Source organism: Rhodobacteraceae bacterium Araon29, assembly GCA_039640505.1.
In the GTDB taxonomy this organism is placed as follows: domain Bacteria; phylum Pseudomonadota; class Alphaproteobacteria; order Rhodobacterales; family Rhodobacteraceae; genus CABZJG01.
Genome location: CP046865.1, coordinates 2,112,513 through 2,131,375 on the forward strand (window position 1 = coordinate 2,112,513; position 18,863 = coordinate 2,131,375).

Annotated in this window: 18 protein-coding genes and 1 tRNA gene; 6 read left to right on the plus strand and 13 right to left on the minus strand. The window is 48.1% G+C overall.

Annotated elements, in window-relative coordinates; translation table 11 throughout:
- Positions 1-7 precede the first annotated feature (7 nt).
- From GN278_10185 to GN278_10200, 4 genes are all read right to left on the minus strand, one after another.
- The gene (locus GN278_10185) at positions 8-415 is read right to left on the minus strand and encodes a cysteine desulfuration protein SufE (GenBank protein ID XAT61076.1); all 408 of its coding nucleotides are present in this window, start codon (positions 413-415) and stop codon (positions 8-10) included.
- Between the two features lie 89 nt (positions 416-504).
- On the minus strand, positions 505-1,677 hold the full coding sequence (gene rnd / locus GN278_10190) for a ribonuclease D (protein XAT61077.1): 1,173 nt from the start codon (positions 1,675-1,677) through the stop codon (positions 505-507).
- A gap of 77 nt (positions 1,678-1,754) precedes the next feature.
- Positions 1,755-2,348 (minus strand): phosphoribosylglycinamide formyltransferase, encoded by a 594-nt coding sequence (locus tag GN278_10195; GenBank protein XAT61078.1) that lies wholly within the window; start codon positions 2,346-2,348, stop codon positions 1,755-1,757.
- Entirely contained in the window at positions 2,345-3,391 is a 1,047-nt protein-coding gene (locus GN278_10200) for a phosphoribosylformylglycinamidine cyclo-ligase (protein XAT61079.1), read from the minus strand. The genes GN278_10195 and GN278_10200 overlap by 4 nt, the downstream gene beginning before the upstream one ends.
- Before the next feature lie 105 nt (positions 3,392-3,496).
- Between GN278_10200 and GN278_10205 the strand changes: the two genes are divergently transcribed.
- Positions 3,497-3,573: transfer RNA gene (locus GN278_10205), tRNA-Ile, on the plus strand.
- Between the two features lie 399 nt (positions 3,574-3,972).
- On the plus strand, positions 3,973-6,786 hold the full coding sequence (locus GN278_10210) for a hypothetical protein (GenBank protein XAT61080.1): 2,814 nt from the start codon (positions 3,973-3,975) through the stop codon (positions 6,784-6,786).
- Between the two features lie 496 nt (positions 6,787-7,282).
- Here GN278_10210 and GN278_10215 read toward each other — a convergent pair whose 3' ends face one another.
- The 4 genes from GN278_10215 to GN278_10230 form a co-directional block, all read right to left on the minus strand.
- Positions 7,283-8,176, minus strand: a complete 894-nt coding sequence (locus GN278_10215) for a fatty acid desaturase (GenBank protein ID XAT61081.1) — start codon at positions 8,174-8,176, stop codon at positions 7,283-7,285.
- Between the two features lie 2 nt (positions 8,177-8,178).
- Positions 8,179-9,132 (minus strand): aldo/keto reductase, encoded by a 954-nt coding sequence (locus GN278_10220; GenBank protein ID XAT61082.1) that lies wholly within the window; start codon positions 9,130-9,132, stop codon positions 8,179-8,181.
- Positions 9,133-9,215: 83 nt separating this feature from the next.
- Positions 9,216-10,385 carry an iron-containing alcohol dehydrogenase gene (locus tag GN278_10225; protein XAT61083.1) on the minus strand — a complete coding sequence of 390 codons (1,170 nt, stop codon included), beginning with the start codon at positions 10,383-10,385 and terminating at the stop codon, positions 9,216-9,218.
- 112 nt (positions 10,386-10,497) lie between these two features.
- Positions 10,498-11,127, minus strand: a complete 630-nt coding sequence (locus tag GN278_10230; protein ID XAT62626.1) for a thermonuclease family protein — start codon at positions 11,125-11,127, stop codon at positions 10,498-10,500.
- Positions 11,128-11,372: 245 nt separating this feature from the next.
- Between GN278_10230 and GN278_10235 the strand changes: the two genes are divergently transcribed.
- Positions 11,373-12,386, plus strand: coding sequence for an adenylate/guanylate cyclase domain-containing protein (locus GN278_10235; protein ID XAT61084.1), 1,014 nt, complete (start codon positions 11,373-11,375; stop codon positions 12,384-12,386).
- A 5-nt stretch (positions 12,387-12,391) separates the two neighbouring features.
- On the opposite strand, the gene GN278_10240 is transcribed toward GN278_10235, so the two are convergent.
- From GN278_10240 to GN278_10260, 5 genes are all read right to left on the minus strand, one after another.
- A complete protein-coding gene (locus tag GN278_10240; GenBank protein XAT61085.1) occupies positions 12,392-13,792 on the minus strand; it encodes an amidase in 1,401 nt (466 codons plus the stop codon).
- 208 nt (positions 13,793-14,000) lie between these two features.
- Positions 14,001-14,786, minus strand: a complete 786-nt coding sequence (locus tag GN278_10245; GenBank protein ID XAT61086.1) for a biphenyl 2,3-dioxygenase — start codon at positions 14,784-14,786, stop codon at positions 14,001-14,003.
- A gap of 374 nt (positions 14,787-15,160) precedes the next feature.
- A complete protein-coding gene (locus GN278_10250; protein ID XAT61087.1) occupies positions 15,161-15,484 on the minus strand; it encodes a QacE family quaternary ammonium compound efflux SMR transporter in 324 nt (107 codons plus the stop codon).
- Between the two features lie 105 nt (positions 15,485-15,589).
- Positions 15,590-15,811: a helix-turn-helix domain-containing protein gene (locus GN278_10255; GenBank protein XAT61088.1), complete on the minus strand. Its 222-nt coding sequence runs from the start codon at positions 15,809-15,811 to the stop codon at positions 15,590-15,592.
- Positions 15,808-16,203 (minus strand): hypothetical protein, encoded by a 396-nt coding sequence (locus GN278_10260; GenBank protein ID XAT61089.1) that lies wholly within the window; start codon positions 16,201-16,203, stop codon positions 15,808-15,810. The genes GN278_10255 and GN278_10260 overlap by 4 nt, the downstream gene beginning before the upstream one ends.
- Positions 16,204-16,572: 369 nt before the next feature.
- Between GN278_10260 and GN278_10265 the strand changes: the two genes are divergently transcribed.
- The 3 genes from GN278_10265 to GN278_10275 all read left to right on the plus strand — a co-directional run bounded on the left by GN278_10265 (position 16,573) and on the right by GN278_10275 (position 18,730).
- Positions 16,573-17,133 carry a hypothetical protein gene (locus GN278_10265; GenBank protein ID XAT61090.1) on the plus strand — a complete coding sequence of 187 codons (561 nt, stop codon included), beginning with the start codon at positions 16,573-16,575 and terminating at the stop codon, positions 17,131-17,133.
- Positions 17,134-17,233: 100 nt separating this feature from the next.
- A complete protein-coding gene (locus tag GN278_10270; GenBank protein XAT61091.1) occupies positions 17,234-17,560 on the plus strand; it encodes a hypothetical protein in 327 nt (108 codons plus the stop codon).
- 225 nt (positions 17,561-17,785) lie between these two features.
- Entirely contained in the window at positions 17,786-18,730 is a 945-nt protein-coding gene (locus GN278_10275) for a hypothetical protein (GenBank protein XAT61092.1), read from the plus strand.
- Positions 18,731-18,863 lie beyond the last annotated feature (133 nt).

Genomic DNA, 18,863 nt, shown 5'->3' on the forward strand with positions numbered 1-18,863 from the left:
ATGAGGGCTACGCGCCCGTTGCGCTGTCTTTAATCCGTTGGATCATGGCCCGCAGACCATTGGAACGCTGTGATGACAAATGCTCATTCAACCCCAAACGCGCCAATTCCGCTTCGGCGTTTACGGCAGAAATCTGCGCTAAACTCAGACCGTTAAACAGACTGCGCAAGAGCGCGATCAGTCCGCGTACGATAACCGCATCACTGTCACCGTCAAACTGAAAGCTATCTTTGGAAATACTAATATGCAGCCAGACCTGACTGGCACAGCCATCAACCTTTGTTGCCGGCACTTTCAAAGCCTCGTTCAAAGGCGGCATGGATTTGCCCTGCTCAATCACATAACGATATCGATCTTCCCAATCCTCTAGGAATTCAAAATCTTCAACAATATCTTCAAAGGCTGGCGTTGCCATTATTTTCTCACTTACTTCATGGCCGGATAGTACCGTTCCTTAGAACTACTTAGAGCGCTGGCCCGTAAAGGTCCAGCGCCAGCGCATTTTTATAGCGCGCCGCCCGGCACAGGAATTGTCTGAACCGATTTCCCTTTGGCAATTAGCGCAATTTCACCTTTGCACAGACGCAGGGCGTCTTCACCAAAGGCTTCGCGGCGCCAACCGCTTAGAGACGGCAAATCACGCTTTCCAGCGGCGATGGCATCAAGCTCGGATGTCGCCGCGATCAATTTGGCTGCCACCCCCATGGTTTCGGTTTTGGACTTTAGAAGCACCCGCAATAAATCTGCCAAGGCTGGATTAACCTGAAGCTTTTCTTCTTCGCCAGGGGCGGAGGGTAGATCTTCTTTGGATAGGTTCTGCGCGGCTTTAACCGCCGCGATGATACCCTCGGCAATCTCGCCTTTGCGCGCTTCGCGCAGCAATAGCCGTGAACGCTTCAGATCTTCGTATCCCGCCGGTTTTGACGAGGCCAACTCGATTAAAGCATCATCTTTATAAACACGGTTGCGCGGGATGTTACGCTGCTGCGCATAGGTTTCGCGAAATTGTGCCAAGCTGCGCACAGTTGCCAAAAAACGGGGCGAATTTGATCGTGTTTTGATCCTCCGCCAGGCCTCCTCAGGCCGAACGATATAGGTTTCCGGGCTCTTCAATATTTCCAGTTCTTCACGCACCCAGCGTGCTCGGCCATTTTGACTAAGCTTTTGCGCCAAAAACTCATAAATCTGGCGTAAATGGGTCACATCAGCCAAAGCATAGGTTTTTTGCGCATCGGTCAAAGGCCGCTGCGACCAATCTGTAAAGCGGGACGATTTATCAAGCGATTGCTTGGCAATTTTGCGCACTAAGGTTTCATAGCCCACTTGTTCGCCAAACCCGCAGACCATCGCCGCCAGCTGGGTGTCAAACAAAGGCTTTGGAATGACTTTAGCGTCCACATAGAATATCTCAATATCCTGCCGCGCTGCGTGGAACACCTTGACGACATTTTCATTTTTAAAAAGCTCATAAAGCGGATCAAGCGATAATCCGTCAACCAGCGGATCGACCAGAACTGCGTTGTCAAGCAATTTGCCCGGCAAAGCCAATTGGATCAAACAAAGTTTTGAGTAATAACTACGCTCGCGCAAAAATTCGGTATCAACCGTTACATATTCGCAAGTTCGCGCTTGTTCGCAAAACTCGGCGAGTTCCTGGGTGGTTGTTAGTGTTTTCATTCAAGGTTTATCTTTTTTAGTTTCAACACCCCCATTTGCTGTTTAGGCCAGATCAGCCACAAAGAAAAGATGTCTCTTTAATGAAAATTCAGGGGCGCGTTGTTTCCCTGTACAAACTGGCGCAGAACTTTAGGATATAAAAGGTGTTCTTGCACTAATACCCGTGCCGCAAGCGCTTGTTCTGTATCACCGGGCTCAATCGGCACTCTGACCTGACCCAACACTGGACCACCATCCAATTCAGGGGTAACCAGATGCACTGAACAGCCCGCTTCATGATCGCCGGCCTCAAGCGCCCGTATATGGGTATTAAGCCCTTTATATTTTGGCAAGAGCGAGGGATGGATATTCAGCATCTTGCCCTGCCACCCCAGCACAAATCCCTCGGTCAGAATGCGCATAAAACCAGCCTGGCAAATTAAATCCAGCTGATAAGGCTTAAGGGTCTTATTCAGAACTGCTTCAAAAGCGGCACGGTCCTTGCCAAATGGCCGGTGATCCACAACTTCTGTTGGCACGCCCAGATCAGCCGCGCGCTGAAGACCCGCGGCCTGCGGATTGTTTGAGATCACAACAGCCGCGCGTGCAGGATGATCGCCGGTCATGCTTTTGACCAAAGCCACCATATTCGAGCCGCCACCAGAGATTAAGATGGCGACTTTTTTGCTCACAGCAAAGACCCATCATATATTACGTCTGGTACGTCAGTGACTTCGCCAAGCTTAACCACTGTTTCGCCTTGCGCAGCAAGCGCCTCAGCGACCGCATGAGAGCTCTGCCTGTCGACCACGATCACCATACCGATACCGCAGTTAAAGGTTTTAAGCATCTCTGCATTTGAAATACCGCCTTGCTTGGCAAGCCATTCAAACACCGGGGGAAGCATCCAGCTGTCTAAATTAATCCGCACGCCCTGCCCTTCACCAAGCACACGCGGAATATTTTCGGTCAAGCCACCTCCGGTGATATGGGCAAACCCGTGCACCCCGCCGGCAGCCATAGCCGCCAGACAGGATTTAACATAAAGCCGGGTCGGCGCCAGCAGCTCTGCGCCCATTGTATCGCCGCCAAACGGGCTTTGGGCATCCCAACCAAGTCCAGAAAGCTCAACCAGCTTGCGCACCAGTGAGTAGCCATTCGAATGCACACCGCTTGAGGACAGACCTAGCAGCATATCACCGTTTTGAACATCTTTGGGAAGTGAAGCCCCGCGCTCCATTGCGCCCACGGCAAAGCCTGCCAGATCAAAATCATCACCTGCGTACATACCGGGCATTTCCGCAGTTTCTCCACCAATCAGCGCACAGCCAGATTGCACACAGCCCTCGGCTATGCCCGCGATAATCCGAGTTGCGGTATCAACATCCAGTTGTCCGGTAGCAAAATAATCAAGGAAAAACAGCGGCTCAGCGCCTTGGCACACCAGGTCATTGACGCACATGGCCACCAAATCAATGCCGATGGTGTCAAAATGTCCGGTATCAATTGCAATCCGCAGTTTGGTTCCAACGCCATCTGTGGCCGAGACAAGAATAGGATCTTCAAAACCAGCCGCTTTAAGATCAAAAAGCCCGCCAAAACCGCCAAGCCCTGCCATTACGCCAGATCGGTTTGTCCGCTTGGCATGGGGCTTGATCTGTTCAACCAAGGCATTGCCTGCATCTATATCTACGCCTGCAGCTGCATATGTCAGTGCATTTTTACCTTCACTCATCCGCGCCTTCCTTATTCTTTGATCGCGAGTTAGCGGATTAGCGTAGAAACTGCAATCTGAAACCCTTGACCTTCTGGCCGCATATGATAGCAAGCCACGCAGGTCGGGCCTGTAGCTCAATTGGTTAGAGCAGAGCGCTCATAACGCTTTGGTTGGGGGTTCGAGTCCCTCCGGGCCTACCATTTGCATCATTCCAAATGGTTAAGGATTTTATAGACCCCCGCCCTTTAAGAATGATATCGCAGTTTGCTCTGAATGTTGAACCGTTGGCATGCTTGACCGCACCATCCAAAGACAGTGAAGGTTACGGCGACATATCCAATTCTCTATTTTTCCATGCGCCAGCAAACCCTATCGACCAGGCTCTACCTAAAGTGCTTGAGCGAGACCTGCCTTTTAAAATTTTGGATTATATAAATTCTAATAATTGCATTTAGGGAAATTTAAATTAACCCTTTTTTATCTTATAAAAATAACCGTAATATTAGTATTAAATTAATATCTACAGACTTAAAGAAAGCCTTCAAAAGTGTTTGAGGGCGCTTAAATTCTTCCCTCTTAATTTTTTTTGGGGAAAAGCCATGTTCATAGAAAATATCATAAACAAAACTGTAAGCTCTGAACTCTTAGAAGGAACTGAAATTAACGATAGTATCACCGGCCTAGAGGGCGATGATACGCTTTTGGGCCATGGCGGCAATGATAACCTAAACGGTGGCCAAGGAGACGATCAGCTATTTGGTGGCATCGGCGACGATACCCTGATTGGCGGAGCTGGAGCAGATCTACTTGACGCTGGCGGCAATAGCTATTGGGGTGATACTGCATCTTATCAGGGATCAGATGCGGCTGTGACGATTAGTTTGACCGATGGCACCGCGTTCGGCGGACATGCGGAAGGCGATACGCTCATCTCAATCGAGAATATTTCTGGCAGTGAGTTCAATGACCATCTGACCGGAAATAACCAGAAAAATATTTTAAGCGGCAACAACGGCGATGACGTTATAGTTGGTCTTGGTGGCAGCGATTGGCTTCAAGGCGGCGGCGGCAATGACCAGATTTTCGGTGGGGATGGCAACGATGGTCTATTTGGTGGCGCGGACGACGACTTCTTGCTTGGTGGGGCTGGAGCAGACCATATTGACGGCGGCAGCAGTATCTATGGCTCTTTAGGGGATACTGCATCTTATCAGGGATCAGATGCGGCTGTGACGATTAGTTTGACTGATGGCACCGCGTCCGGCGGACATGCGGAAGGCGATACACTCATCTCAATCGAGAATCTGACAGGCACAGAATTTGGCGATTATCTTGTCGGCAATAACGCGCGCAACGAATTTATCGGCTTTGCAGGGGATGACACACTTTTGGGGCTGGACGGCGATGACAGCCTAGTCGGCGGTGATGGAAATGACCAGCTTTTTGGAGGAGAAGACACCGACATCCTTATTGGTGGAGCTGGAGCAGACCTACTAGACGGTGGCAGCAATGATCGCTATTGGGGGGATACTGCATCTTACCATGGGTCAAATGCCGCTGTGACGATTAGTTTGACGGATGGCACCGCGTCCGGCGGACATGCGGAAGGCGATTGGCTCATCTCAATCGAAAATCTGACAGGTACAGAATTTGGCGATTATCTTGTCGGCAATGACACGCGCAACGAGCTTTTCAGCTTGGCAGGGGATGACACGCTTTTAGGGCTGGACGGCGATGACAGCCTAGAAAGCGGCGATGGAAATGACCAGCTATTTGGTGGCACGGGCAGCGACTTCTTGATTGGTGGGGCTGGAGCAGACCGACTTGACGGCGGCGGCAATAGCGCGTGGGGGGATACTGCACTTTATCAGGGATCAGATGCGGCTGTGACGATTAGTTTGACGGATGGCACCGCGTCCGGCGGACATGCCGAAGGCGATACGCTGCTCTCAATCGAGAATATTTCTGGCAGTGGGTTCAATGACCATCTGACCGGAAATAACCAGAAAAACCAGCTGAGTGGCGGTTTGGGCGATGACATTATGGTTGGTCTTGGTGGAAACGACTGGATTCAAGGCGGCGATGGAAATGATCAAATTTTCGGCGGGGATGGCAACGACAAGCTCAGTGGCCACAATGGTGCAGATACCATTGATGGCGGCGAAGGGGTGGATGAAGTGAACTATTCTATGAGCTATACTGGCGTGAATGTTAACTTGGAAACCGGCATTGGATCAGGCGGAACTGCCGAAGGGGACAGATTGATAAATATTGAGGTTATTCGCGGGACCTATCGCAATGATATGCTGACCGGAGATGCAGGATATAACCGCATCTATGGATCCAATGGTGATGATAAAATTAAAGGTGGCGGTGGATCAGACCATCTTTACGGGCAGCAAGGTAACGATACCGTTTTCGGCGGTGATGGAAATGACACCATTGAAGCTGGTGATGGGTTTGACGCTCTTTATGGCGGCGCAGGCATCGATCTTCTTAAATATGGTTTGAGTGAAAGCGGTATAACGGTCAACCTTCAGTCTCAAACCATCTCGGGCGGGATTGCCAATGGCGACATAATCAGCGGGTTTGAGAATGTCTCGCTTAGTTCGAACTCAAGCAATACGAATGATGGAAATCATCACATCACCGGCAGCAGCCAAGACAATGAACTGCGGGCAGGCTATGGTGATGACACTGTTTTGGGTGATCAGGGCAATGATCTGATTTTCGGTGCAGCCGGTGAAGATTGGCTGCATGGGGGCAAAGGGCAAGACTGGATTCATGGCGGCCTAGGCGCCGACACGATCCTGGGGGGATCACAAAATGATGAAATTTATGGCTACGATGGTGATGATTTTCTCTATGGTCATAAGCACGCTGATACGATTTTTGGCGAGGATGGAAATGACTATGTGAATGGCGGCACCCACAATGACGCTGTTTATGGCGGTGCTGGCAACGATAAGGTTGTTGGCGGAGGCGGAAATGATCAAGTAAGCGGAGATGACGGCGACGATATTTTATTGGGTCAGCACGGGGATGACGTACTGTTTGGCGGCAATGGAAATGATACCATCAAAGGTGGCCATGGCGAAGATCAAGTCGAGGGCGGCACAGGAAATGACATTATTTCTGGCGGCGCAGGATCAGATACTTTCATTTTCAAAAAGAGTTTCGGCCATGACAGGATCAAAGATTTTGATGGCAATAGCCCCAGCCATGATCGGATCGACCTTTCGGAATTTGGTTTTGAAAATTTCTTGGACATGCGCAGTTCCGTGGATATAGCTCAGTTTGGCAAGTCGACTGTCTTGTACTTTGATGAAGAAAACACAATCACTCTAGTTAAAACCTCTCTGCAGGAGCTTGATGACGATTATTTCGTCTATAACGATTTAATGGTCGCGTAAGACGAGCGCTTGACTGCAATCTCAATCTAGACAAGTCCATGCGCTAGCTCGTGGGCGATAGCGTCAAACTCGAATTGAGGTTGCAGTTTCGTAAGCGGTTTTACATTGATTATCAAAGCAGCTGACCAAAATTGACTCCATTAGAAAGCTAAATCCCTATCTTTGTCGGGCCAAATTATTTTTCCACGCTCTAGCAATCCTAAACGTTGGTATTAATGCGGCTATAAGTAAGTCCACCAGCACCGTCTGTTCCGGTGATTTCAATTATCACACCCAAACCTGAAATGCGCTCGTATTCAACAGCGCGGGCTTGATTTTTCCAAGAATTACATGTGGCTGCAAAACCATATAATCCATCCTCACGAAATTGAGTGTTAAATCCTGTCAGCTGCTCACCAACACATGTTTGAGCGACAAGCTGACGGACCTGAGACTCTGAAAACCCAGCGCGATGAAATCCACCTGATATTATACCATCTGAGACGCGTGCTGAAAATCACTTAGATTTGAAGTCTTTTATATAAGCTCGGGCAAATTCGGTGTATCCACTGGAAGTCACCTGTAAATGCCGCGCCATCAACCGGTGTAACGCCGGCAGGCTGTGAAACGGGACATTGGGAAACACATGGTGTTCGGTGTGATAGGGCATATTCCAGGCGATAAATCGGATCAGCCGATTGGTGAATGTGGTGCGCGTATTTTCAAACATATTGGCGATAAAGGCGCAGCGGCCGTGCTCTGCGAGCAAATAGAGCCGTAAAAACGGAAAACCGGCGGCCAAAGGCAATAGCCAAATTAGTATGACCCTTGGCTCAAACCATAGGGCCACCGCAGCCACTATATAGATCAGCAACATAAAACGCGCCTCGCGTTGGATTTTTGGGCGCGCTGAGGCTGGAATATATCCCGCAAACTCTTGGGAAAACGCATTTTGCCAAAGCACAGAGGCTTTAGCGCTCCAATATGGAACCGTACTTAAGTGCCAGATAAGATCGCGCCGGCTCTCGGGCTTGCCATCCCCGTCTAACTCGGGGTCATGGCCGGGATCATTTGTGTGTCGGTGATGTGCCAGATGAAAATAGCGAAACCATAAAAACGGCTGAAATAGAATAACCCCTGTTAGAAATCCAACAGCCGAATTGACCCAACGCGTTTGAAACGGTGTATCATGAGTGCATTCATGTTGCAGGGTAAAGGTAAACGCCAGCAAAATGGCCAAAGCCACAAAAGCTAACGGCCAAAACGGGGCAAGCTGCCATAGCCAGATGGCGCATCCAATCGTTAACGCCGTATAGATCGCAAGATGCGCAAGTCCTTTTCGGTTTGATTTTTTTGTTAAACTGACCTTATCCGCAGGTGATAAGCTTTGCATAAATGCCTTGTGATCCATCACTAGATCTTTCGAACTGCTTCGGGATTATCGGTTGAATAGGGAATTTGCGCCATGTGTTGCCAAAAGTCTTCGGAGATGTCCTGCTCCGCCCAAGCAAGTGTGTTATCAATGCTGTGCGGCGATGATGCCCCACATAGAGTGGACGTAATCCGAGGATCACGCAGCGAAAATTGCAGCGCCGCCGCGCCCATATCAATCCCAAAGTCTGCGCAAAGCTTTTCAATCGCATAGACCGGCTCAAGCGCGTCTTTACTCGCCTCTTGATAGGTGATTTTAGACGTTTGCTGTGGCCCTTTCGCCAGTATGCCGCCAGCAAACGGCGCGGCGTTGATGATTGCCATACCCTTTGAGGCCGCAAGATCATACATTTCATCCGCCTCGCGGTTGAGCAAGGTAAAGCGGTTGTGGTTGAGGATCACATCAAAATCCCAATCTCGCAGTAAGGGCAGCATAATATCAATCCGCCCCATAGCTAGGCCAGTGGCTTTGATCAGGCCTTCCTCTTTCATGGCAAAAAGCGCATCCAGCGCGCCGCCCTTTCGGGTTACTTCACTGAGATCAGCTGCATATTCTGGATCATGCAAATGCAGGATATCCACCGCGCTCAAATGCAGCGCTGTAAGGCTTTCTTCCAAAGAAGCCTGTGCACGATCTGCATCAAACCGGTTTGTATCGGGATCACGGTCAAGCTTGGTAGACAGCAAAAAACCTTTCGGCCAGCCCCCATACCGCTGCACTGCGCGCCCGATGCGCGCCTCGCTGTGCCCCTGCCCGTAAATGCGCGAGGTATCAAGCAGGTTCGCAGGGCCTTGAAAAATTCGGTCAAGTGTCTGCTGCGCGCGCTCTTCCGGCACCCCATAGCCATCAGCATCCAATATATTTCCCAAAGAAGCGGTTCCAAAACTCAGTTCGGTAAGTTCAATGCCGGTGGTGCCGATTGTGGTTTTTTTCATTCTGTTCTCCTTAGTCTTAAACATAGAAGTTGCGGGCATCTGGGCAAAAACATACTAAAAAACACCCCTGCTGCGAAACTGCTTTATCGCCCATCGCGCAAGGCATCTTCGACCAAGCGTTCCATGGTCTCTTGGGTCAAGGGCCTCGGATTGGTTTCTGCCGCGCTGTCTTTTAGCGCCTTGGCGGCTATCCGCGGCGCGCAATCCTTTGAGGCCCCAATCTCGGTCAGTGTTCTGGGAATATCCAACTCATCAAGCAGCGCGCATATACGGCCATAAAAAGCATGAAAATCTGTCGCCTGCAATCCCATGGCCTGGGCCATTGGCGCCACTTTGGTTTCAATAGAAGGGGCATTATAGCGTAGAACTGAAGGCAAGATGACCGCGTTGGTCAGCCCGTGCTGGGTGTCATATTCTGCCCCCACCATATGCGAAATAGCATGCACTGCCCCTAGCCCTTTTAAAAACGCAACACCGGCAAGACATGATCCTGTCAACACCGCACCGCGGGCTTCAAGGTTCTCTGGCTCAGCCACCGCCACCGGAAGCCATTGCGATACCAACCGCAACCCCTCTAAGGCCATACCATCGCAAAGCGGGTTGAAACACTCAATGCAATAGGCCTCGATCGCATGCACCATCGCGTCAATTCCGGTCCAAGCGGTTAAATGAGCCGGAAGACCAATGGTAAGCTCGGGATCAAGAATTACCATGGCCGGTTTCAATTCAGGATGCCAGATACACCATTTCATCATCTGTTTGGTGTCGGTGATCATGGCCGTGCTTTCGGTTTCTGCCCCGGTTCCAGCGGTGGTGGGAATGGTAATCAGTGGCGGAAAAGCGCGATAGTTTGTCATATCCGGCGGCTCGGCCCGGGTATCAAACGCCCAGAGATCAGCCTCATTATAGGCCACCAAGGCGATAGCTTTGCCGCCATCCATACCGCTGCCGCCCCCGATGGCGATCACCCCGTCATGCCCGGCGGCCAGAAACTGTGCTTTGCCGGCAAAAACCTCATCATCGCGTGGATTGGGCGAAATATCTGCATAGAGTGCTGAGGCCATGCCCGCGTTTGACAAATAGGCCTGTAAATCGGTCAAAAACGGCAAACCAAGGCTGCCATGATCGGTCACAATCAGTGGATTTTTCATACCCGCTTGCGTACAATGGATTGCGATTTCGCTCAGACGGCCGGGCCCATAGGCAATCGGGACAGGAAACACCCAGTCTTGGGGATCAGTTAAATTTACCATGGTTCCACCATCAATTTTTTCCACCTTGCGATAGGAAACGAAGCACGCAAAATGTCAAGCAAGTTCAAGACTTTTGCACTGGGGCACTTGACCGGTTTATAGCTGTAGCGGGTTAGCGGGTTGCGCGCCAACCGGCGGCAATGGCTTCTCTTTCCGAACAAAACCAACGTTCGCCTTTTGCCGGGGTAACTTTGGTTCTGCTGTACCATGCCGAAGCCGGAGTATGATAAATTCGCACCCCTTTGCTATTGATATTGCCTTTGATCACACAGCCCGAAGCAGCCGGTTTTGAATTCTTTGCCCGTCTATGGCCGGACCTCCAATCCCACGGCGCAGTAAACGCGCCCTGCCATAAGCCTTTTTGCCGGTCTTTGGCCTGACGTTCTTGGGCGAGATAGGCTTTTGAATACTGCCGATATGCCAGTGCAAAACCATCCGCCACCATACGCGCGTTTAAATCGGTTTGATCCAATGAACAAATCGCCAGATATCTTTGATAGCGATCTTTTCCCGTCACAGCGCAACGTATATTTCGGTCACGAATGTACTGGGCCAGACGCGTTTTTGCCGCTGCACCACAGGGCCACGCATCACCTTTCTGATCAAAGCAGTTTTGATCTTTTTCCGGGGCGTCAATGCCAAATAGACGAATACGTTTTTGGTTAATCTTAAGACTATCACCATCGGTGACAGTCGCTCGACCAGAAATAATCTGATCCGCCAAAGCAACATGGAATGGCATCACAGCATAGGCACAAAACAATAACAAAAACAAACAACGCATAGACTTATATTAGTCATTTTGATAATTTTAACCATCATTTGAAACTCTCATTTTTTATTTTTATTATATCTAATGAGCCATTTACCTAGATTGAACCCGCCTAGTGCACAGATTTTATGTTCATCTACCATATCTGAGGCGCAGAAAACGCCAAAGTGGTCGTGCCAAAAAAACCACAGGTGACAGCAGCAGCGCGATAATCTATGAATATCATATCGACTATTTTAAAAGCCAAACGAGGGCTTAATACCAAATTAGATGGCGGCCCGACAAAGATGAATGAGACGACACCCGAAGAAGAGCTTCAAAACCTAAAAAAAGAGGTCTCTCGGCTACGACTAGAAGCCAACCTACGCAAGTCCTTGGCCACGCAGTTGGAAAAGCAAAAGAAGGTCGCAGAGGACGCCAAAGCCGAAGCCATGACCAAATCGCAACAGTTAGAGGCGGTTTCGGGCCAGTTGGCAAAATATCTTTCACCGCAAATTTACGAATCTATTTTTAGTGGTAAGCAAAATGTCGAAATCAAAAGCTATCGTAAGAAGCTAACAGTATTTTTTTCTGACATTATAAATTTTACCAATATCTCGGAAACGCTCGAATCCGAAGAGCTTACCGCACTGCTAAACTTTTATCTCAATGAAATGTCCCAGATTGCGCTTAGTTTTGGTGGCACCATTGATAAATATATCGGCGACGCAGTGATGATTTTCTTTGGCGACCCCGAAACACTGGGGATCGAAGAAGACGCCCATAGATGCGTTTCTATGGCCATTGCCATGCAAAAGCGCATGGTGGAATTGCAAGGCTACTGGGGAAAGCAATTTGGCCTAAAACAAGACCTTCAAATCCGGATTGGAATTAACACAGGTTATTGCACAGTGGGTAATTTTGGCAGTGAAGACCGGCTTGACTATACCGTGGTGGGCGCCGCTGTAAATTTAGCGTCGCGGCTTGAAGGCGCTGCGCCCGCCTCTTCTATTCTGATATCAGAGGAAACCTTTCTTCAGGTCCAACAGCATTTTGACTTTAAAGAGGCCACCGAACTGGAATTAAAGGGCGTTGGCCGCAAGGTGAAATCCTATGAGGTAATGATTGATGATTATGAAGTCAGAAAAATATTGAACTTTTCCGGCGACAGCTATGATTTAACAGTTCGCAAAGACCAGCTTGGCGAAAAAGACATTGACGCATTGAAAAAAATCATCTCCGAGCTTTAGCTCGATCAACGCGGCACTGCTGAAGCCACGGCAAATTCTTGTTCCAACATTTCGGCAAAGGCTAATAGCGCCGCCTCTTGGCGGGGCTGACCGACAATTTGCAGCCCCACAGGAAGCCCTTGGTTGGTAAACCCGCAGGGCAAGCTAACCACGGGGCAGCCTGTCATTGAAAGTGCAAACGTAATTGCGAACCAATCAATATAGGTTTTGCACGGCTGGCCGTCGATTTCGGTCACAAAGGGCTTTTCAACATCAAACGGCGCGACCGAGGTGGTCGGACAGATCAAAAAATCACAGCGCTGGAAAAAACTCTGCATTTGCAGTGTGATGGATTTGCGGATTTTCTCGGCCGAGATGATCTCTTGGTTGCTGACCTGATGGCCGACCTCTGCATTTTTGACAATATCGGGCAGTATGGCATCGCGGTGCTGGGCAAGCAAATCATCAAGCATAGTGGCTATTAAAAGCCCACGCAGGGTATGAAAGCCCTCTAACACACCAGAAAAGTCGGGAATTTCATCACTAACATCAATGCCAAGGCCGGAAATTTTGGCGCATGCCGTGCGGGCCGTTTGGGCAACTTCGCGCGCCATGGGGACAATGCCAAGATCTTCACTAAAGGCCACACGCGTGGGGGCATCAAAGGCTTTCAAATCGGTTACATACGAGCCCAAAGATGTGTGAAACGACAAGGGATCCTGCGGTGAATACCCCGCGCCGGCATCCAGCATCAGCGCCACATCGCGCACCGAACGCGCCATGGGGCCTTCCACCCAAAGCGTATCAAAAGGTTGCAAGCGCGTGCCGCGAGGCACGACGCCGGGACTGGGGCGCAGCCCGACGATGTTGTTAAAAGCCGCCGGAGTGCGCAGACTACCCCCAAGGTCATTTCCGGTGGCCAGCCAAACCTGACCACTGGCGAGGGCTGCAGCAGACCCACCAGACGATCCGCCCACAGTTTTGCTTGGATCAAAGGGATTGCGCGTGACCCCAAACACCGGATTGAATGTATGCCCACCGGCCCATTCCGGCACATTTGACTTGGCCACGGGATTGGCACCATTACGTTCCAGTTGGGCAACGGTCGCATCAGAGTGCTGCGCAACATGCTCTTTGAAAATTGGCGAGCCATATGTTGTCCGCACCCCGCCAAGATCATTGTAATCCTTGACTGCAATGGGCAGCCCCATCAGGCTTTTGGGGTTTTGCCGCTCAGCAGCCAGATCAAGCCGTTGCGCCCTGTCGCGGGCCCGTTCAAAGGCGCGGATTGGCAAGGCGTTGATCGCCCCGTCCACGTCTTCAATGCGCGCAATGGCTGCATCTAGGGCCTCGACAGGTCCAAGCGCGCCACTGCGCAACAAAGAGACCACCTCATGTGCAGGTAATTTCCAAAGTTCTGATACCACAATCCAAACCCCATTTTTAGGAATGATTGTTCAGCTTTGGGTGAAATGAAACCCTTTTTATCATAATCGACAAAGAATTTTTCCCGCGTACAGCGACGAAAGTCTTTTGGGATACCAGATGTTAGGGGGGAGAGTGCGCATGATCCGCAATGCCCATCGGCTGCAGATAAGGGGATGAGATGGCCCGAAGGCCATCTCATAAATTCACTTAAGCTTTCGCTTTATCCGTCTCTGTTACAGCAACATTCCAGATAATCACACCGAACGCGATTTTGTTAATCACATCGGCGAGGTTATAGATAATGTTGAGCGACGCAGCTGAGGATTCTGGTCCTGCACCTGTGAAGTAGCCCATGAAGTAACCCAGTGGATAGATAGCCCACCCAATGGTCACAATCCAACGCATTGTTGAGAAAGCGTTTTGGACTGATTCTGGGGCCTGATCTGACGCCACCTGACCAGCTTCGCCAAAGAAGATTTCATAAAGGATATAGGCCCATCCGGCCATTCCAACTATAAAACCAATTAGCGGGCTGATGTATCCTGCTTCACCGGCATAACCGGCCGACAGCATTACCAATGTCCCGATCATCAAGCGCCAGAAAACGCCACCGGATACATTTGTGATAGCCCGCAGGATAAGATAGAACTCAACCATCAACAATGGAACTGTGATGAGCCAGTCGATGTAGCGATACACGAGCGGTGTTGAGCCTGTTTCAATCCAAACGTCCCGCATGTAGAAATAGTGCACTGCAGCGACAAGAGTGACCAAACCGGACACTGTTAAGGATGTTTTCCATTTACCTTCGACCCGCTGCGTTTCCAAAAAGAAGAACGCTGTCGACGCCACAAGGGCCATAGAAATCAACCAAAAAGAAATGCCTACGAAATCATCGGACTCTAAGTTTGAACTTGCCGAAGCGAACGTTGGTAGAAGTACAAGACCGGCCGTCGCCGATACGAGTTTAAGTGAAGATAGTATTTGTTTCATTTTCTTCTTCCTCTAGAGATTCAAGAAAACATCCCTTACGCATTTTTTTATGCGCACCCAGTTGTAAAAGTTAACCTTACGGTAAATTTTACACGGCTAAATTATCGCATGTTTTATATTTTTCAAGGTATTTAATTCAAAAAAAGAAATTAACAGAAGCCTTTCTGCCCAAATTTACCCTAAAATATTGTTATTAAGTGTATTTTTTAATGTGTGCCGTTTGGTAACTTGACCAAAAATAACCAATTTTTAAAGTAAAATGGGCATATAAAAATGGAATTTTGCAAACGCATGCAATTCCCAAAAGAAACGGCAATGCATCTAAGGTTGATTTCAAGACGGTGCAGGTTACAGACTGCCTGTCACAGCAGTTTTTAACTAACTTTGGTAAAGGTATTAACCAAGGCAACGCCAACCACAATCAAGCAGAGGCCAGCGATGGCCTGCCATTGCAGGCTTTGGCCGAATACCAAATAGCTAAAGAGCGCGATCAAAAACACCCCAAGGCCGGCCCAGCTTGCGTAAACAATTGCAATCGGGATATCGCGCAGCGCAAAGGTCAGGAAATAGAACGACAACATATAGGCCACCACCAGCACGGCGCTTGGCACCAGTTTGGTAAAATTCTGCGATGCCGGCAAAAGCATGGTACCGATGACTTCGAATATGATGGCTAAGGCGAGAAAAAAATACGACATTGTGCTTCCTATATTTCCAGCCCCGTGCCCTCGGCATAAAGCAGGCTTAGCGTAAATCTAGCGGGACCGCGCGGGCTTGCAAGGGGATTATTGCGCCCCAAAGATCTATGGCTCGGGGCTCTCTGTGCTTTCTGCCAGCCAAAAGATATCTTCTACTTTTACGCTCAAAGCCTTGGCAAGCTTAAGCGAGAGCAGTGTGGAGGGATAAAACACGCCATTTTCCACCGTATTAATTGTCTTGCGACTAACCTCGACCAGATCGCCAAGCTGCTGCTGGGTCAGCTTGGCCTCCTTGCGCAGGTTTTTAAGACCGTTCTTTAGCATCATCCGGCCCGCCCTGAAAAATGTGCAACGACCATATAAATCGAGGGTGTTACGAGTGAAAATCCCATAAACCAAAACGCAGTTGCAGGCTTTACTATACCGATCAGAATAAGCGCCAGACAGATTAGAAATGTGGCCACCGCTGCGAAATAGCCCAAAGCTTGGCTCCGCCTTTCTGTTTCGGTTGTTTGTTCATCAAATGCTACGCGGCTTTCTTTTGGGAAAAAAAGCCAAAAAGCCGTATGGATCATGAAAATGACCGGCGCTGCCGCGATGCCAATCCATGCAACTTGCTGCGGTATATTCTGACCTGTGAAAAACAGGAAAAACAGGGCAGCCACATAAAGTGCCAAACCCACATGCATGATCAACGATATAGCTGAAACTTTGTTCATAAAAATAGTCCTTTCAATATCTCATAATGTAACTCACAGGTTACATATATAACTCAAAAAGTGTAACGTCAAGGTTACTTTCTGAAAAGTATGAACTGTCGCGCTAACTTGGAAATCCCTGCAGGCAAATGTTTAAAGTTATTCGGCTATGCTAAATGCCCGACATCGTTCTTTCATTGGTCACCCTATGACGATGTGTTAAGATCGGGGTAGGAAAGAGCTGAATGGGCCAAGCAGTCATAGCGCATCGCGCATTAAACGGCACCCGACAGGGCCAATACCAAAGAACACTTTAGCCACCCTCTGTGGCACAAATTTTATTGAAATCAATTGGGCCTTTTGTGGCCGGCTATTTAGAAAGTATTCCTTATGAGATTTTTACCCCTGTATGTGTTGGCAGCCTTGTTGATTGCGGCGCTTGTTCAAAGCTGTTGGAACAATGAAAGAAAACCCTATGTTATCAACGCTAATGGCGCCTCTATTGTGTTTCCAATTTATGGTGCGTCCGTTGCAAAAGCCTTGAAAAAAGAGGTGTATGGTACTCTGACAAAAGAGCAAACCGAAACCCTAGCATCGGCGGTGAGGGTCATTACAAACGCTGTGCTTTATTCAAATCTTGAGAGCAGGACTCACGAGATGGAAGGCTGGTTTCCTGATGCGGATGTTACATTTTTATATAAATATCTTGTGGAACATTCGATCACAGATCGACGTGGAGGGATGTACGTCCTTCGTGATTGGAACGTTACACCCGCCACTATTGCATTCACATTGTATTATACCATGTCGAATGAATCAGATGATGGGTTCTGGCAGGGTGATGAGGATTACAATATCAAAATCAGATATCATTTTGCCGCTGATGATCAAGGTCACTGGGCGTTTTTGAAAAACGAAGTCATCGGATTTGCCCACCACAGTCGAAATTAGTCTCGAATCCATCTGTCGTAAAATAGAATGAGTGCCCTCAGATGATCACAAATAGCATGGCAAGGATAGCATCCTTGCCACTCACTCAATGGAGAAAATCATGACAAATATAGGCAAGGACTTTCCGATAGGTTTCAAAAAGAAATTTCTTGTTGCAGCACTGATTGCCACAGTTAGTTTTTGTATATTTATCTTTGCAACTCTTTATGTAGGCATAAATACCTTACAAAAAATTGGCACAATAAGCATGTTACTAAGTATTTCCATTCCTGTCTGGAAATGGTTTCAAAGAAAACGAGATGAATTTGTCAACGAAAATGATTATTCCAAAAATGTCATGGATATTTCTATTAAATTGATACGCGCGTCAATTGTTATGATGGCCGTTACCTTAATGATCTTAATTTATGTTGAGTACTTTGCCTAAGGTTTTTGACCGATATTTAAATTACTCCCGACAGTAGAGAATAACCCCTAATCCATGTATCGCAAAATAGAATGAGTGCCCTATGAAACATGTTTTACGGCTGACGTTTCTACAAAATTGCTGGTTTAAAGGCGTTTATGCTTTGCGGCGTGACAGAACAGGTCCAAATAAGTCAAAATATTGCAAATGGTGCTGTTTTTACCAATAAAATAAATATGAGGGCTCATGCAGTTGAACAACTTTCTAAAGGCAATACCCACTGCGCTGCTAGCTGCCACCAAGGTCGTTTTGACTATTAAATCCCCAATAAAAGCCAAAGGTGGAATATTTTTCACCTTTCGCGTCTTTATGACCGGTTTGATCATTTTATCGGCATTCATTCATCCTAGTTTATCAGATGAAAAAAAACTCAATAAGATATCAAAAATCAAAGCCATCGAAATGCTCGAGGAAACTTTCTTTAAGCCCGTAGAAAAAAATCCAGAGCTAGCCGTTACATGGAAAGGAGATGAACGATTTTGTGTTCTGCCTTTTACAGGAGACAAGGAACTTCTAAAATCTGTAATTGGTGGCATAGATGACATTAGAAGAGCCTATGAATTGAGGTTCACAATTGACTTTAGATTGCACGTTTCTGAATGCGACATATTTTCCACAGACATTTATATTCTGATTGGGCCTAATCCAGGAAATGCCGTTTTCGAAGAGATAATCGATAAAATTTTGGGAGCGTCAATGCCCATGAACCACGAAAGACGGTTGGGGTTTTCGATGCCCATTCCCGGGCATAAAAAGCGGGACTTTATATTCGTGGCGAGCACTCCGATTGAAATAACGCATCACAAAATCAACCCAATCGCGATATTCCGAGAGGAATTATTGCATACACTTGCTAACGCATCAGATGTGTTGTCGAAAGAACCACTCATATCTCAATTATTTGAGGTTATACCACCAAGCAATAGCTACTCAGACTGGTATGAATTTAATCCACTCGGTTGGTGTATATCTGATTTTTTGCTTTTAGAGGTGCGTTTGGGAAAATGGAAAGAGCTTTCTAAAAACCCATCAAAAGTTCGCAAGCTATTCGAAGAGTCTTTTGAACAAGTTTTGGAAAAATCGATAGAAAGAAGATCACTTCTGGAAAGTTTTAGAGATGATCGCTGTTGAAGAGCAACATTAAAGCCAAGCTGCGCCGAGCACATTGATCATAGACTGACCCGATTGGAGCGCTTAGAGAACTGGAACATATATAACTCAATAATTACTGATACTAAAATTATAAATTTTGAGTGGAAATATT

Coding starts and splice junctions, on each gene's coding strand:
- GN278_10185 (XAT61076.1), bottom strand. CDS start 415: ATGGCAACGCCAGCCTTTGAAGATATTGTTGAAGATTTTGAATTCCTA.
- rnd (XAT61077.1), bottom strand. CDS start 1,677: ATGAAAACACTAACAACCACCCAGGAACTCGCCGAGTTTTGCGAACAA.
- GN278_10200 (XAT61079.1), bottom strand. CDS start 3,391: ATGAGTGAAGGTAAAAATGCACTGACATATGCAGCTGCAGGCGTAGAT.
- GN278_10210 (XAT61080.1), top strand. CDS start 3,973: ATGTTCATAGAAAATATCATAAACAAAACTGTAAGCTCTGAACTCTTA.
- GN278_10215 (XAT61081.1), bottom strand. CDS start 8,176: ATGGATCACAAGGCATTTATGCAAAGCTTATCACCTGCGGATAAGGTC.
- GN278_10220 (XAT61082.1), bottom strand. CDS start 9,132: ATGAAAAAAACCACAATCGGCACCACCGGCATTGAACTTACCGAACTG.
- GN278_10225 (XAT61083.1), bottom strand. CDS start 10,385: ATGGTAAATTTAACTGATCCCCAAGACTGGGTGTTTCCTGTCCCGATT.
- GN278_10230 (XAT62626.1), bottom strand. CDS start 11,127: ATGCCATTCCATGTTGCTTTGGCGGATCAGATTATTTCTGGTCGAGCG.
- GN278_10235 (XAT61084.1), top strand. CDS start 11,373: ATGAATATCATATCGACTATTTTAAAAGCCAAACGAGGGCTTAATACC.
- GN278_10245 (XAT61086.1), bottom strand. CDS start 14,786: ATGAAACAAATACTATCTTCACTTAAACTCGTATCGGCGACGGCCGGT.
- GN278_10250 (XAT61087.1), bottom strand. CDS start 15,484: ATGTCGTATTTTTTTCTCGCCTTAGCCATCATATTCGAAGTCATCGGT.
- GN278_10255 (XAT61088.1), bottom strand. CDS start 15,811: ATGATGCTAAAGAACGGTCTTAAAAACCTGCGCAAGGAGGCCAAGCTG.
- GN278_10260 (XAT61089.1), bottom strand. CDS start 16,203: ATGAACAAAGTTTCAGCTATATCGTTGATCATGCATGTGGGTTTGGCA.
- GN278_10265 (XAT61090.1), top strand. CDS start 16,573: ATGAGATTTTTACCCCTGTATGTGTTGGCAGCCTTGTTGATTGCGGCG.
- GN278_10270 (XAT61091.1), top strand. CDS start 17,234: ATGACAAATATAGGCAAGGACTTTCCGATAGGTTTCAAAAAGAAATTT.
- GN278_10275 (XAT61092.1), top strand. CDS start 17,786: ATGCAGTTGAACAACTTTCTAAAGGCAATACCCACTGCGCTGCTAGCT.